Source organism: Metabacillus sp. 22489 (assembly GCF_052044855.1).
Classification (GTDB): Bacteria; Bacillota; Bacilli; order Bacillales; family Bacillaceae; genus Metabacillus; species Metabacillus niabensis.
This window is the reverse complement of the sequence record NZ_JBQENT010000005.1, coordinates 53,614-69,898: the sequence shown is the minus strand read 5'-3', so window position 1 is coordinate 69,898 and position 16,285 is coordinate 53,614. Positions and strand designations below refer to the sequence as shown.

The window sequence follows — 16,285 nt, the reverse complement described above, 5'->3', positions numbered from 1 at the left end:
CTTTACGAAAAGAGCCTTACTTCATGATAGATTATCATGTGAAAAGAAGAGGCTGACTACATTTAAATAAAGTCAGCCTCGATATTTTCCTTATCCTTGAATAAGTTGTTTCACGCGAGCAACAACGTTCTCAACTGTGAAGCCATATTCAGCTAAAATACGTTTTTCTGGAGCAGATGCACCAAATGTATTGATTGCTAAAATGTCTCCTTCATCACCAGTATAGCGATCCCATCCTAGTGGAGAAGCCATTTCAATTGCTAAACGTTTCTTCACTTCTTTTGGTAATACAGAACGTTTGTATTCTTCTGATTGTGCCTCGAAGCGATCCCATGCAGGCATACTTACTACTGCTGCATCGATTCCTTCACCAGCTAATACTTCTTGCGCTTCAATCGCTAAGCCAACTTCTGAACCAGAAGCAAGAAGAAGAACATCTGCTGTTTCCTTTTTAGCAGGTGATACAACGTAAGCACCCTTTTGAACGCCTTCATACGCAGTTTCTTTTGTACCTTTAATTGTTTTTAAGTTTTGACGAGTTAATACTAATGCAGTTGGAGTTGATGTTGATTCAATTGCTGATTTCCAAGCTGCAGCAGTTTCATTTCCATCTGCCGGACGAACAACAGAAAGATTTGGCATTGCACGTAATGAAGCAAGCTGTTCGATTGGCTCATGTGTAGGACCATCCTCACCAACCGCAATACTATCATGTGTAAATACATATGTTACTGGTAGATTCATTAATGCTGCCAAGCGAATAGCTGGACGTAAGTAATCAGAGAAAACAAAGAATGTTCCACCGAATACATGTAAGCCACCGTGTAAAGCCATACCATTTAATGCTGCACCCATCGCAAATTCACGTACGCCGAACCAGATATTACGTCCGCCATAGTTGTCTCTTGCATAATCTCCAGCACCGTTAATTGTCGTTTTATTTGATCCTGCTAAGTCAGCTGAACCACCAAAGAATGATGGAAGATTTTTTGCAATTCCGTTTAATACTTCACCTGAAGAAGCACGTGATGCAAGACTTGAACCTTCCTCATAAACTGGAATGTCCTTATCCCAGCCTTCTGGAAGCTCACCGCTAATTGCTGTTTGGAATTGTTTTCCTAGTTCAGGATATTCTTTGCTATATGCAGCAACTAATTCATTCCATTCATTTTCTTTTGCTTGACCTGCTTCTTTAACTGTTTTCTTGAAGTGCTCATATACTTCTTCTGGTACATAGAAATCCTCTTCAAAAGTCCAGTTGTAAGCTTCTTTAGTTAATTTAATTTCCTCTGCACCAAGTGGAGAACCGTGAGAAGCAGATTTACCAGCTTTGTTTGGAGAACCATAGCCGATAGTTGTTCTTACTTCAATTAAAGTTGGTTTGTCTAATTCTTGTTGAGCTTGTTCAATTGCTTTTGAAATTTCGTTCAAGTCGTTTCCATCTTCAACGCGAATTACTTGCCATCCTTGTGCTGTGAAACGTTGTTCAACATTTTCAGAGAAGGATTTATGTAAATCTCCATCTAGAGAAATATCATTTGAATCGTAAAGAACAACGAGACGACCAAGCTTTAAATGACCTGCTAAAGATGCTGCTTCAGATGAAATACCTTCCATCAAGTCACCATCTCCGCAAATTGCATATGTAAAGTGGTCAACAACATTATAAGAAGGCTTGTTGTAAGTTTCAGCTAAATGACGTTCTGCCATTGCCATACCGACTGCCATTGCAATCCCTTGTCCAAGTGGACCAGTTGTTGCATCAACACCAGCAGTGTGACCGTATTCTGGGTGTCCAGGAGTTTTACTTCCCCATTGTCTAAATGATTTTAAATCATCCATAGATACGTCATAACCAGTTAAATGCAATAGGCTATATAGAAGCATAGAACCATGGCCTGCAGAAAGGACAAAGCGATCACGGTTAAACCAGCTTGGATTTGATGGATTCACGTTCATAAATTTTGTCCATAAAGTATACGCCATTGGTGCTGCACCCATCGGCATACCTGGGTGACCAGAATTTGCTTTTTCAATTGCATCAATTGACAATGTACGAATTGTTTCAATTGATAATTTTTCTGTTTGTGTTAATTCACTCATTTTCATTTCCCTCCGTTAATTACATTTTTTTTGACTAGCAGTAATTAATTTACCTTAACTGCCTCATCAAATAAGACGCGACCTTCCTGAATTAGCAATTGTCCTGATGGCTGATTTGATAAAGTCCATTCTAAGACTGCCTTTTTTAATTGATTTGCTAAAAGGCGATCAATAGCAGTTGGATATGGTCCACCACATTGTGACTCTTCAATTTCAACCACCTTCCAGTCTAGGTCAAAATCCTGAAAATGTACAGCCAATGCATTCGGATCGACTGATTCATTCATTAGGAAAAACGTATATGTCTCATCATTTGCTTCTTTGTTGCGAATATGCTCTTTTAACTGTGCAATTTTTTCCTCACTAACGTTGTCAACAACCTCTGCCTCAACAGCTAGCGCTGAATTTGTTAATAATGCAGATACACCTTGACCTGGGATTTGGATATTAAATAATCGAACCTTCCCGTATAATAAAGAGCTCGCTGTATCTCTAACACTTTCAATACATTCGACAATTGAATTTAACGCAGTGTCATATCCAAGCGTAAATTGGTTGCCCTTAATATTATTAAAAATACTGACCGGAACATACAAGTGATTTGCTGAAAAGGAAATATTTTTCGTCTCATTTCCACCTAATACGATAATTTTATCTAAGGCAGATAGCTCCTCGGAAATTTCCTTCTTATGTTCATTCCAAGCCTCGATTGGGAAGCTAGTCAATACATTTCGATGCGAACTTAACTGACTAGTCGAATTCTTTACCGTCAAATCATTAAGTTCAATTCTTTTTGAAAATTTATTATATTCAAGCCCAAAAACCGTTTCCCCTTGTTTAGCCAATCCGTCAATAAGAGGACGAACGATTAGACTTGTTCCTGCTGAAGCCAAACCTAAATGAACTAAACCTATTTTCATTCGACGTAACCTCCCTTACACAGAAATTTCGTTCAACACACAGTGAACAATTGTTACCATAGTTAGTATACATGAAAGGAGGAAAAAGATAAATAATAAAAAACGGTAATTTTCAAAAAATATCGACTTTATCTGTTCTAGCTTTTTCTATCAGCTATTGGGAGGCGAATGATAAAGGATGTAAACTTATCATTTGATTCACATAAAATCGTTCCATTATGTTTTTCGATTATCGTCTTACAAACGTAGAGCCCGATCCCTGTTCCAATCCTTTTCGTCGTGTAAAAGGGTTCAAAGATCGCCTCTCTCCTCTCATCTGGAATTTTTGGTCCATTGTTTGTAATCGAAAAAATGATTACATCATCCTTTTTGTCACTTTTTATCGATATAACCCCTTTTGCTGATCGTTCCTTTATTGCATCTATTGAATTTAGAATGATATTTACTAGCACTTGTTTAATTTCGTCTTTAACAGCAAAAATCATACAGGCTGGATCAATTTCCGTATTTATCTCAACATCAGCATCTACAATGCTTGGGTATAAAAAGGATAAAATTTCGTTAAGAAGCTCCTCTATTCGAATTTCTTCTGGATGGTTCACAACATTTTCTAACCTTGAAACATGAAGAAATTGTGTAATCCGAAAATTTAATTGATCTAATTCATGTTCGATGGTTTCCATATATTTCAACGAGGGGTTTTCTAGCTTCAACAGCTTCATAAAGCCCATGACCGCAGTAAGTGGATTTCGAAACTCGTGTACAAAGCTTGAGGACATTTGACCAAGAAGTGTTAACCGATCCTGATGAGATTGATTGACAAAGACCATTTTCTTTTTTAGTTCACGATCTTTTATTTCGGCGTATCTCGTTACAGCATGGTAACAAAATTGATCAGCATGTAGATTTACCTTTTCAATAACCGGCTTTAACTCACTAAGAGATAATCCAGAGTTCATGAAATAAGATAATACTAGACGTCTCCCTACGTTTACGTTAAAGACAAGCTCCCCAATATTCCTACTGATAAACACTCGATCCTCTGCTACCTTATATGCTAACTCCTTCATAAGTTCTTCTGAAACAGAATTAAGCAATATTTTTTTTAGCAATTCGTACATGGCCATTCCATTTCGTTTGACGATTTCATTTTTATGTAAATCTTTATCCTCTAATAAAATTGTTTCCTGCCATGTTTTTATAAATTCGTGTTCTCGCTGTTCTAAGTATTGAACTAGCTTTTCCTCTGTTGTTAAATTCATGCTCCCCCACCGCTTTCGTTGTTTGAAATACCTATATAAAATTTTGACAAAATCCGATAAAAACCTTTTTTTGCTTAAGATTTTTTTCTTCAATGCTTACTTTACGTTTCCGTTCCTATTAACATGGCTTAAAAAATAACACTGTTCATACACATCACCAAAATGAAAAAAGTGTTCGTCACACATAAAGTGACAAACACTTATTCAAGCAAACCGTATTTTTTTCTAAACCGCTGCAATATTTTTATCCAGCTATTTGCAAAAACAATGATAAAAAACGCATTAGAGACAGCATGAGCTAAATCAAAATAAATGCTTGCCGCATAATACTTAATGACTTCCTCTAAACGAAAATTATCGCCGAGACTTACGACATACCATAAATTCATAATCCAACCATATACTATTCCAGAGGTAAATCCATAAATAACTCTTCCATATGTCCTTTGCATAAACGATGTATTCCGTAAAAATCCCGCAACCAAACCGAGCATTCCCCATGAATACATTTGCCAAGGTGTCCAAGGACCTTGCCCTAAAAACAAATTAGATACTAATGCAGCAAGCGCCCCAACAACAAAGCCACTTTCTGCTCCAAAGACAAGTCCCGTCATGATGATGACAAATGATGTAGGCTGCACACTGGGGATCGCGGCAAATGGTACACGGCTTACTGCAGCAATTGCAGCTAATACCGCTAGCATGACAAGCTCTCTCCCAGTGACACGCCTTTTCTCAAAGCGAATAACAAAAGGGAGAAACGTTAATAAAGTGATGATTCCACTTACTAGCAAAAAATGCCTGTTAACAAGAAGTGGTGTCAAAATAAGAAGGCAGCCAATAATGACAATGCTCGAAATAAGGATTACTCGTGTACGCGCCAATATTCCTTTGCCTCCTCTACCGTTAATACACTCGGTACATCGCTTCCTCTCGTCATCCGATTGAGTACAGTTGTATAAAATGCATTTCCCTGAAAAAAGTCCTTCGCTGCCGCTGCAGTTGTAATGGCCCCTTGGAACATCATTGCACATCTTGTTGCATATTTTGCGGCGAATTCAATATCATGTGTAACCATGACAATTGTTAAGCCCTCATTCTGTAATGACTTTAATAAATCGCCAAATCTTAACTTTGCCTCTGGATCAAGACCTTTTGTCGGCTCATCAACAAGGAGAAGCTTTGGTTTTGCTAAAAGCACCCCTGCAAGTGCGGCTTTTTGCATTTCTCCTCCACTTACATCGTATGGATGGTGATGCTTAATATGGTGAAGCTGAAAAACATCAGCTAACCGTTCAATTTCCGCTTTTCCCTTTTCAAGTTGCTGAAGCTTTATAATCTCCTGCCATTCTGACTCAATTGTCTCCTGTACAAAAAACAGCTTTGGGTTTTGTGGGAGATAGCCAATTTCAGTTGGTAACTGTCTTTTTCTCTTTTTCCCTTGATAATAGACTGAGCCACACTGCGCCTTTTCAAGACCTGCCATAATTTTTAATAATGTTGATTTTCCAGTCCCATTTGCCCCAACAATTGAAAGCCATTCTCCTTGATAGACTGTTAACGATAACCGATCAAGAATTTTCGCAGTATCCTTATCATATTGAAAATCAATATCCTTTAATTTCAACAGTTCCTCTGAAAACCTTTTTGCTATGTTAGGCACTGTTACTGCTTCAACCTTGTGCTTCTTAAGCCAGCTCTTACCTTCCTTTACCGACAATGGAATCAGTTCATTCTGGATCACCTTTGAATGCTCAATATATAATCTTGCTGGACTTGGTAAATAAGGATATAACGGATGATTTCTGTTTTGAGCAAGGCTGCTGATTACCTCTCTCGGATGATCAAATGCAGCAATTTCACCCTCAACTAAGACTATCGTTCGATCGGCAATCCCGAAAAGCTCCTCCAACCGATGCTCTGCAATTATGACAGTTATCCCAAACTCTTCATTCATCGTTTGCAGCATGCCGATAAATTCTCTTGCTGCTACCGGATCTAATTGTGATGTCGGCTCATCAAGCAATAACAATTTAGGCTCTAGCAATAAGACAGAGGCTAAGTTAACCAATTGCTTCTGTCCACCTGATAACTCATGTGTTTTGCGATTTAGCAAGCCTTCTAGCCCGAAGAAATGAACAATTTCTGCAACACGCTTTCGCATTTCCTCCGTCGATGCTCCCATATTCTCCAGGCCAAAAATCAGCTCCTGTAACACATTATCCATGACAATTTGATTTTCCGGATCTTGAAAAACCATTCCAATATTTTGTGCCATCTGCTCTGCCGATGCCGTCGATAAAGCTTGTCCTTCAAGGAAAAACTCTCCTTCTATCGTACCGTGTGGAGCAATTTCTCGTTTGATTAGCCTTAGTAAGGTAGATTTTCCGCTTCCAGATGGCCCACATAATACAATAAACTCACCTTGTTGAATCGTAAACGAAAGATCATTTACAACACGCTTCTTTACATCAGGATATGTAAAGCTTACATGCTTCGCTTCCAAAAATGCCATCGTATCCCCTCCCTTCCTTCAATTAAAAGCGGTGAACTTAAATATAAGAAATAAAGAAACAGATAAAACCATTCTCTTCCTTGAATCGACATCGTTTCTAATATTGGATAAATACTTAACACTCCATCACCTAGCCACCAACCAAATAACGCTATCGTAAACAGTGCAAGGATGTAAATGATCGCTAGCAAATCCTTCCCCTTCAGCTTATAAGGCGTATACTTACTTCGTTTTTTCACTCCATACCCTCTGGCAGCCATTGAATCTGCTGTTTGAATCGCATCCTCCAATGACCATGTAAGCAATATTTGCACGAGCAAGATGCCGTTTTTCGCTCGTTCCTTTAGCTTTCCTTCAGTTACTGAAAGGCCTTTCCCTTTTTGGACAACCTCAATTTCCTTCAATCGTCTTCGTAATAGAGGGACAAACCTCATCGAAAGCATTGTCAGCAATGCCCATTGTGGTAACCATTTTGCAAATAAAAATAAAAATTTATCTGCGGTTATCACATGATTATACGAAGCAAACAAAACGATAAGAGTAAAAATGGACAATGCCAAAATAAGACCCTGGATTACCGCCTCAAGCATAATCGGGTTATGATGGAAATAAAACAAAATATGTGTTCCGCGATGATTAATAAGTGGATTTATGAGTAAAAAAAAGCCGGTCAGGATGATTAGCATCTTAAACCATTTTTTTAACGCTTTCCCTTTATCTAATTGATAATTAAATAAAATAAAAATAATTGCGCCAACAAGCAAAAACACCGGATGCTTATAAAGCATAACCAGTGCTGCTGCCCCAACATAATATAAAAAAAGTACAAAAGGGTGGAAAGCATGAACCCCTCTAGACATTACTTTTCATCCTCTACATAATTCGTCGTATAAATCCATTGTACTGTATCCCCATTTTTCACTTGGACTGCACCTGAACTTCTCGTTAATTTCACACCATTCTTTTTAACCATCCAGCCGCTTAAAGGTCCTTTATCAAATTCATATAGGTTATTTATCCCTTCGACATAAGCTGAAGAGCCGCTCCCAGTAACACTAACTTGAATTCCTCTTTGCTTAAGAATAGCTAGCGTTACATCGATTACTGTTTGCCCTTCTTTTATTTCAACCTTTGTAGGTGACAAAATTGTCCCAGTATCACTAACTACTGATACAGTTACCGTCTGTTTTGGTTCTGCCTTCTGAGTTGGTGTTGTTTGCTGCTTATTAGGTGTAGCTGCAGGCTTAGTCGGTTGTTTAGTCGGTTGTTTCTCTTCAGTTGGTTTAGTCGTTGGCGTCTTCTTTGTTGATTGCTCTGTGCTATTTGTCGTTGTATTATTTGAAGCTGTGTTGTTTGTTGTTGATTTATTTGGTGTCTCTGTATTTTCCTTACCTGTTGTCTCGTTCGTGTTTGTTGAAGTTTTTGGTGCAGTATTTATCGTTTCGTTCTTTTTCGTATTTGATGATGGTTCTGTATTTTCCACAGACTTTTGAGTGCTGGCTGAATCATCTTTTGCTTTCCCGTCAGTCTCCTGCTTTTCTTCTATATTATTCGTCGTATCCGTTTGCTTTGATTCAGCTTTTTTATCGGCCTGCTCCTCTTTATCCTGAGTATCGGCTACATTTTCCCCTGAAGCCTTTTCTCCAGCTGCGGATTGGTCTGTCATTGGAACAACTTCATCCTTTGCACAACCGGACATAAAAACAAAAAAAGATAGAAGAGCAATCAACATTATTTTCCCCATCTTCATTTCAAAAACCTCCTATCTCCATTACAGTACAAATTATCTCTTCCAAGAATATCATAAACACGCTGTGGCATAAAAATAGGAAAACGCCCTCTAAGGATTAAGAGGGCATTTCTATTAAGCATTTTGTGAGCGACGTCTAGTATAAATAAGTACAGCAGTTCCTATAACCGCAATAACGACACCGATGACAATTAAGTTATAAAGTGGTGTTGCAGTGTTTGGAAGCTGATGTCCTTCCGTTTTTTGCAACTGTTCTACATTGCTATTTCCTTCATTCTGATTTACTTTTGAATTATCGGTGTTTGAAGCTTCATTATCAGTTGCTGGAACAGGCTTGTTATTCTCAACTGGAGCCTCTGGTGCTGGTGTCTCAACTTTATTATCGCTATCCTCTTCAGGTACTACTACTTCTGTATCTGGTTGAGAAAATTGATAGATTGAGCTTTTTCCTTCATTTAGATAATCCTGATATGCTAATAACGCTAATAGCGCTTGTGTGCTTGCCATATAATCGGATTCATTATCAGCAAGTAAATGAGCAAACCCTCCATCTTCTTGCTTAAATGTTAAAAGGTGCTGAATTAGGTTTATGTGATTAGAAGCTGATTCTACAGTCGCTTGCTTCGTAAACTGTTCCCCTGTTGGATCAACACCAACAGCTGTTAATCCAATAATGACTTGTGCAGTTGTTTCACTGGCGTCTCCACCGTTATATTCGTCACTAAATCCTCCATCATTATCCTGCTCACTAGCAATCCACTCAACTGCCTTATTTATTGCAGACTTAACATTTTCTTGGTCTTGATATGGAGCTAATGCTGTAAGGATCATAGCTGTAATATCGATACTTTCCTTACTGTTAGGTGCTAATGACCAGCCACCAGATTCAAGTTGTTCATTTAATAAATACTTAACAAGAGCTTCTCTTGTCCATTTTGCATTACTTGGAATTTCATAGTTCCCACTGTCAAGAGCAATTAATGCATAAGCAACTCCGTTATTTCCTTGAATCGTCATCCGCTCATTATTATAAATTTTTTCTATTAAATCATAGCCAACAAAACTCGAGGCATCTACATTAGCAGAAGTTAAGCTTAAAACAATTTTCTCATAATCTGTAACATTTCTATAGACACCATCTCGATCAATTATTTCCTTTTTAAGCTCTTCTATATATGATTTTGGTAATTCATCGCCAACAATATTTAAAGCAACTGCTGCCATATGATCTTGAATACCATTTGTTGTAAAATATTTGTCAGCTAAATGATTAATAGTTGCATTTACTGTTTCTTTTGTGACAGGGTCAGCTTCAGGTTGTGGTTCTGGATTTGGTTCTGGGGTTGGGGTTGGATTTGGACTTTCCCCTTCAGGTAGCCCATTACCTGTATCTGGATCCTCTTCCTCTCCTGAACCTTCATCATCTACCTTTGGTAATCTTAATTCAATATGATCACCACTTTTAGGAATATATGAAGAAAGGCCTTCCATCATTGAAATATCATTTAAATAAACACTCCAATAATCTGTCTCACCTAGCTCTGTGTTTCCTATATTATTTATAAAGGCAAACCAAGTTGAATCGATTGATGCATCTACTTCGACATTAGCTAATTTCCCTGCTAGCTTTACTGCATCATAGCCACTTGAACCTTTAAAAACGGATACCGTTTCATCAAGTATTTTATTTCCTTTTTGATCGATTGCTGATACTTTCACATCAACCTGTTCATATGGATAGCCTGACACTTTAAAGAGAAGGCTATCACCATTTTTTACAGTATAGCCATCAGCTCCTACTGTAGCAGGTTCACCATTAATACTGAGCGTCCAATATTGCCCTGCAGGTAATGTAACATTCCCTATATTATTAATAAATGGTCCGTATGTCGGGTCTATTGGTGCATCTAATGGAATATCTTTCGCTTCTGTTATTTCCTTTAGGACATCATATGCAGTTTGTCCTTCCTTTATATTTACAGCTGTTAAAGGTAAAACTGCCTCTCCATTGTGGTCAACAGCTGAAATTGTTGCTCCGTTTTCTAACGATGCTGCTTCAACGTTTTGTGGAGTAAACGAAACAACTTGAAAGATTGCAAGTAACATAATCATAAAAATAGCAATAAACCGTTGTGACAAGTATTGTTTGTTCAAAGAATAACTCCTCCTTTATATGTTTTCCCTTTCTTAACTTAAAGAAAGCAATGCAACAAAAAAACACCCCTATGCAGAGATGTGTTTGTTACAACGATATATAGATAAGAGCTATCTACTTCTTTGTTCTCAAACATCATCCCTATCCGCGTAGGTTATTGATGACAAAAAATAGGCAGGTCTCCTGGCTTATGATCAACACTCACTTTACAACCTTCCCATTAAACAACAGTGGTATATCTGTAAAAGAGCTCCCATTTACAGTGGCGGGACCGCGCCGGATTCACACCGGTCTTCCCTTTTCATGATAGACAGCTAAATCTATCAACCTATTTTTATTCTATTAATTTTTAAAATCATTATATGACTTTTTTATCATAGTCTAGGATAAATCACCTGTCAACGTTTGTCATAGAGTTGTTTCATTTTGTTAAAGAATAAAAAATAAATTTTTTATTTAAAACTTGCAACCTTTTTATATGCTTATTCGTATTATAAGTAGGGAATAAAAATTACAACTATAAATGAGGCTGGCAAATAGTCATAAAATGGTCATCTTTGAGGATTTATTAAGATGGTAAACAGTTAGTCTGGAATCATATAAAAAGGACTAGGTTTACACCTAGCCCTTAATAGACTTCATATTATAAATTCACACGCATAACGCGACCGTTGAATTTTTGTGCCCAGTATCCACTTGACATATTTGCAATAGCTACACCAGTTGAGCTTTGTGATCCGATAAACTTACCGCCACCAACATAGATACCAACATGTCCATCTTTTTTATACGTATCGAAGAAGACCATATCTCCTGGTTGCATTTGGCTTGCTGGAACGCGAGTACCTGTGTTTTTAAGAGAATCTGTGCTTGCACCAACATTAACACCTACAGTTGAGAATGCCCAAGCTACGAATCCTGAACAGTCAAAACGTCCATTTGCAATATCAGATGCAGATCTTCCGCCACCGAATACATAAACAGAATTGCCGATATATTTATAGCCTGCAGAAATTAAGTCCTGAACAGTTCCATTTGGATTGACAGGTGTTGATGCTACAGTCGTTTCTTTCTTACTTGACTTTGAATCTGATTCTGTAGAATTAGATTCTGTGCTAGATTTTGAAGAGCTAGCATCGGAATTATCACTAGAATTACTGCTTGAATTTGAATTAGTAGCCTGTGAATCTTGTGAAGCCTGTGCAGCTTTTGCTGCTTCTTCTGCAGCTTTTAAAGTAGATTCTTGTAATGCTAATGATTGATCCTTTTGCTCTAAGCTTTGTTTTGCAAGTTCCTTAGCAGTTTTTTCATCTTTAAGCTTAGCTTTTAAAGCGTCATTTTGTTTCTTTTGTTCATTAACTGTCTTTTGAATACCTTCAATTTCAGCTTTCATGTCTGTTAGCTCTTCTAACTTTTTCACTTTAGCTGCTTGTTTTTCTTTTACAGATTTTTGGTCAGCTTCATGCTGTTGTAGTAATTCGTTATCAGCTTCAACAATTTTGCCAACTGCAATTGCACGATTAACGAAATCACCGAAACTAGAAGAACCAACTAATACTTCTAAGTAATCGACATTTCCTCCACTATGTTGGTAGGAGATAGCACGTTGCTTTAAGATCTCAGTGCGATTTTTAATTGTCTCTTCTAAATCTGCGATTTCTGTTTCAAGCTTACTAATTTCAGCATTTGCAGCTGTAATTTGTGCTTCAATTTCTTTCATCTTTTTATTGTTTTCGCTAATTGCTTGGTCAACAGATTTTGCTTGCTCATTTAGTCTAGCAAGTTCCTCTTGAACCTTTTTTAGTTCCTGTTCAGCGCTTTGTATATTTGCTTGAACTTGTGAACGCTCTTGCTGGATTTCAGACGCCGTTTCAGCTTTTGCTGAAGGAATAGCAAATGAACTACCTAATCCAATCATGACAGCCAAATTCATGACAACTAGTTTCTTATTCGACATTCTCTTCCCTACTTTCCAATTCTTATCCATAATCTGCTCCTATGTATCTATAAAATGATTTTTTATTAAAATATCCAATACTATTTTCTTATTTATGTCACAATTAGAAGTATATCATCAAAAAGTGACAAAAATATGTTTTTAATATTACAATTATATTTCAAATATAACAGTAGCCCCTAAAATTTTACTTATTTAGCCACTATAAAACTCTAACATATATTTATAGTGATTACTAGTGTAAAAAAATAGCAGGTATTTGTTACTATAAACTTTTCATGATAACGGTATCATACTACATAATGTCATCATTAGTATAGTTTTTTTGTTAAAATCTATCGAAATTCCCGATTGCTAATGAAATAGATTCTGTTTTTAGTATGACCAATTTAATGAAGGTTTAAACATTGACTAGTTATAAGGAAAATTATCTTTTTAGGTTTTTATTTTTCATCGATACTATCAAATACAACTATTTTTCTAAGTCACTCTCTTTTTTGTTTATATGTTGGTTACTACAAAAAAAGAGGGTGTCCCGAAACCCAAAGGTTCAGACCCCTCAAACATAGTATTTAGACTGATGATTAAGTTAGTTTCCTATATACCAGAGGCTGCCCTATTAAGTCACCCTCCTCCTAAACTATATTAATAATCGTTTTCGAAAAATCCATTCACAATTGTGTGCTTAAACCAGTAAAAGCTGTCTTTTTTTGTCCGCTCTAAAGTTCTATAGTTAACGTGAACGATACCAAAGCGCTTGCTATAGCCCTCTGCCCATTCGAAATTGTCCATAAGTGACCATGTTAAGTAGCCTTTAATATTAACGCCGGATTCGATGCTGCGGCTTAAAGCTGTTAAGTGTTGTTTTAAATATTTAATGCGACGCTCATCTTTTACGCGTCCGTTTTCAGGCTCGTCATTGTAGCATGAGCCATTTTCCGTGATGTAGATCGGCACTTGACCATAGCGTCCTGTAATATATGTTAACACCTTATAGAAGCCTTCAGGGAATACAGGCCAGCCGATATCAGTACGTTCGTAGCCCATGTCGATTCCTTCTGAATCAAATAAGCCGCTGTTTTCTTTGTAGCGTGCTACCTGGCCGTTGTAATAGTTGATACCTAGGAAATCGATCGGTTGGTTAATTGTTTCTAAGTCACCCTCTTCAATATGAAGCTCAGCACCTTTTGCCTTAAACCAGTCAACCATGAATTGCGGATATTCTCCTTTGAATACAGGGTCCATAAACCACTCCACAAAGTATGCAACCTCACGGCGACAAGCATCGATATCTTCCTGCTTATTGCTATATGGCTCCATCCAAGTTGTGTTTGGTGCAAATCCGATTTCACCTTCAATATTTAACGCTCTAAATGCTTTAACTGTTTTACCATGAGCTACAAGGAGGTTATGTGAAATATCAACCGCTAATTGAAGATCTCTGTTTCCAGGAGCATGCTCTCCTAAGTAGTTTGATAGAAATGAAATACACCATGGTTCATTTAGCGTAATCCAATGTTTGATTTTTCCTGCGAACTCTTTGAACATTGTTTCAGAATATGCAACAAATGCGTCGATTGTTTCGCGATTAGCCCAACCACCTTTGTCCTGTAATGCTTGTGGAAGATCCCAATGGTATAGAGTACACATTGGTTCAATTCCTGCTTCTAGTAATTTATCAACAAACTTATGATAGAATTCTAAGCCCTTTTGATTGATTTCACCTGTTCCATATGGGAAAATACGTGGCCATGCAACGGAGAATCGGTAAACATCTACACCTAAGTCCTTTAAAATTTCAATATCTTCTTCATAACGGTGATAGCTATCACATGCAACATCACCGTTATCCCCATTTTTTACTTTTCCAGGTGTATGTGAAAACGTATCCCAAATAGACAAGCCTCTTCCATCTTCAAAAGCTGCACCTTCAATTTGATAGGATGCAGTTGCTGCTCCCCATTTCATATCTTTAGAAAATTGTACAATTGCCATTTTTCTAGCCTCCTATGTTGATGATTATTTTAATCGTTCGCCTGCTGCTTGTATCCATGTTGTTGCCATTAGCATATTGCCAGCAGAATTCATATGAACTCCGTCTGTTGTTAATTTGTATCCATTGTTTGCCTTTAAATAATCAATAAAAGCACTATGTGTAGGAACTAAAGTTGTGTCAAATTGTTGAGCAACCTTACGAATGACCGCAACATAGTCAGGTAGTAATTGATTACCACGGGATTCTACATCCTCATCAATAACGGTCGGCTCCATAAGAATAATCTTCGCATTTGTTTTTTCTTTTACTTGTGTTAACAGGTCAACATATAGATGTTCAAATTGCTTTACACTTACTTGTTCCATTTCTGGGTGATCGATTTGTCGCCATACATCGTTAATACCAATTGAAACCGATATAACATCTGGGTTAGGAGCAATTGCATCCTGCTGCCATCTTTCTGCTAAATCTGTAATGCGGTTTCCCCCAACACCTCGATTTAGAAATGTAAATTGCTTGTTTGGATATAAAGTAACGAAGTAATCATGAATTAGTCGTACATAGCCTGTTCCAATGTCCTCAGGGTCTCCATGTCTTCCCCATTCCGTAATACTATCACCGATAAATAACACTTTCATTTTATCTATCACCCCTTGATTATCTTTGTTTTGCATACCACTCTTTGACTACCTTTTCTGCCTTTTTGCCATAAATGTCAAAGTAAGTATTTGTTTTTGCTTCCTCAATCGAATAAAGCTTCGTGCTCCAATCCCACCAGAAAAAACCTGCAAACCAAGGCTCATCCCAGAACACCTTCATAACAGAGCTATAGAAATTTGCTTGTTCCTCCTCACTAAACGGAAGCTCAGTATGTTCAAAATCCCACGGCATTGTTGCACAGCCTTCTGCACTACGACAGCCAATTTCCATAAACAGTATTGGCTTATTAAATTTCTCATGAAGCTTGAGTAAATTCCCTTTGACCTTTTCCCAATTTTTCATCATCGTTTCTTCACTGTCCCCAGGCTTTTCAGCAACTGGATAATATGCGCTTGTACCAATAATGTCGACTTTATCGAACCACTCGACACCTTCTTCTTTTCCATGGTTTGCATTATAAATAATAGGACCATGATAAACTTCTCTTACCTTCTCAATCACCGTTTCCCATTGCTCTGTTCGTGATTCTGTTCCGATCATCTCACAGCCAATACAGAACATTTCACAGCCAAACTCCTCAGCAAGCTCAGCATAGTGTACGAGAAAATTCGTATAGGAAGTAAACCATTTATTCCAATACCCTGTGGCATCCTCAGGAAAAGTAATTCTCGCTCTCCATAGCCCATCCTTCGAATTGACGACAGGCTTTAAACAAACCTTCATTCCGAGCTCCTTCGCCTTTTTCACAGCAAATTCAATGTCTCGATCCGTCATTGTATAGCCATAATCAAAGGTAATGTCTGTTGACGAAAAGGTATTTTGGTACGTGAAAAATGATAATGCGATCCATTCAGTACCTGTTTCCTTTAATTTCTCTAATGATTCGACTGCTTCAGGAGTTCGATAGGCACCACGCGACGTATTCCAGCCATACGTCATTCCTTTCACAAATATTTCCTTCATTTTG

12 protein-coding genes and 1 riboswitch are annotated in these 16,285 nt (G+C 37.5%); all 12 genes read right to left on the bottom strand.

Features of this window, described 5'->3' with window-relative positions:
• Positions 1 to 90 precede the first annotated feature (90 nt).
• Positions 91 to 2,103, bottom strand: coding sequence for a transketolase (gene tkt / locus ACTJJ9_RS04465; protein WP_145581365.1), 2,013 nt, complete (start codon positions 2,101 to 2,103; stop codon positions 91 to 93).
• Between the two features lie 44 nt (positions 2,104 to 2,147).
• A complete protein-coding gene (locus ACTJJ9_RS04460) occupies positions 2,148 to 3,023 on the bottom strand; it encodes a 6-phosphofructokinase (RefSeq protein ID WP_145581364.1) in 876 nt (291 codons plus the stop codon).
• A gap of 137 nt (positions 3,024 to 3,160) precedes the next feature.
• Positions 3,161 to 4,285, bottom strand: a complete 1,125-nt coding sequence (locus ACTJJ9_RS04455) for a histidine kinase N-terminal domain-containing protein (RefSeq protein WP_145581363.1) — start codon at positions 4,283 to 4,285, stop codon at positions 3,161 to 3,163.
• 200 nt (positions 4,286 to 4,485) lie between these two features.
• A complete protein-coding gene (locus ACTJJ9_RS04450; protein ID WP_145581362.1) occupies positions 4,486 to 5,169 on the bottom strand; it encodes an ECF transporter S component in 684 nt (227 codons plus the stop codon).
• Positions 5,151 to 6,800 carry an ABC transporter ATP-binding protein gene (locus ACTJJ9_RS04445; protein ID WP_145581361.1) on the bottom strand — a complete coding sequence of 550 codons (1,650 nt, stop codon included), beginning with the start codon at positions 6,798 to 6,800 and terminating at the stop codon, positions 5,151 to 5,153. Before ACTJJ9_RS04445 ends, ACTJJ9_RS04450 begins: the two co-directional genes overlap by 19 nt.
• Positions 6,773 to 7,660, bottom strand: coding sequence for an energy-coupling factor transporter transmembrane component T (locus tag ACTJJ9_RS04440; RefSeq protein WP_145581360.1), 888 nt, complete (start codon positions 7,658 to 7,660; stop codon positions 6,773 to 6,775). Before ACTJJ9_RS04440 ends, ACTJJ9_RS04445 begins: the two co-directional genes overlap by 28 nt.
• Positions 7,660 to 8,550 (bottom strand): DUF4430 domain-containing protein, encoded by an 891-nt coding sequence (locus tag ACTJJ9_RS04435; protein WP_145581359.1) that lies wholly within the window; start codon positions 8,548 to 8,550, stop codon positions 7,660 to 7,662. The genes ACTJJ9_RS04440 and ACTJJ9_RS04435 overlap by 1 nt, the downstream gene beginning before the upstream one ends.
• A 114-nt stretch (positions 8,551 to 8,664) precedes the next feature.
• On the bottom strand, positions 8,665 to 10,704 hold the full coding sequence (locus ACTJJ9_RS04430; RefSeq protein WP_145581358.1) for a DUF4430 domain-containing protein: 2,040 nt from the start codon (positions 10,702 to 10,704) through the stop codon (positions 8,665 to 8,667).
• 157 nt (positions 10,705 to 10,861) lie between these two features.
• A riboswitch (cobalamin riboswitch) is annotated at positions 10,862 to 11,052 on the bottom strand.
• A 296-nt stretch (positions 11,053 to 11,348) separates the two neighbouring features.
• Complete coding sequence (locus tag ACTJJ9_RS04425; protein WP_145581357.1) at positions 11,349 to 12,692, bottom strand: C40 family peptidase; 1,344 nt, start codon at positions 12,690 to 12,692, stop codon at positions 11,349 to 11,351.
• A gap of 615 nt (positions 12,693 to 13,307) precedes the next feature.
• Entirely contained in the window at positions 13,308 to 14,657 is a 1,350-nt protein-coding gene (locus tag ACTJJ9_RS04420) for a GH1 family beta-glucosidase (RefSeq protein ID WP_145581355.1), read from the bottom strand.
• Positions 14,658 to 14,681: 24 nt separating this feature from the next.
• On the bottom strand, positions 14,682 to 15,296 hold the full coding sequence (locus tag ACTJJ9_RS04415) for an SGNH/GDSL hydrolase family protein (RefSeq protein ID WP_145581354.1): 615 nt from the start codon (positions 15,294 to 15,296) through the stop codon (positions 14,682 to 14,684).
• Between the two features lie 19 nt (positions 15,297 to 15,315).
• The gene (locus ACTJJ9_RS04410) at positions 15,316 to 16,281 is read right to left on the bottom strand and encodes a glycoside hydrolase family 113 (protein ID WP_186324165.1); all 966 of its coding nucleotides are present in this window, start codon (positions 16,279 to 16,281) and stop codon (positions 15,316 to 15,318) included.
• Between the last annotated feature and the right edge of the window lie 4 nt (positions 16,282 to 16,285).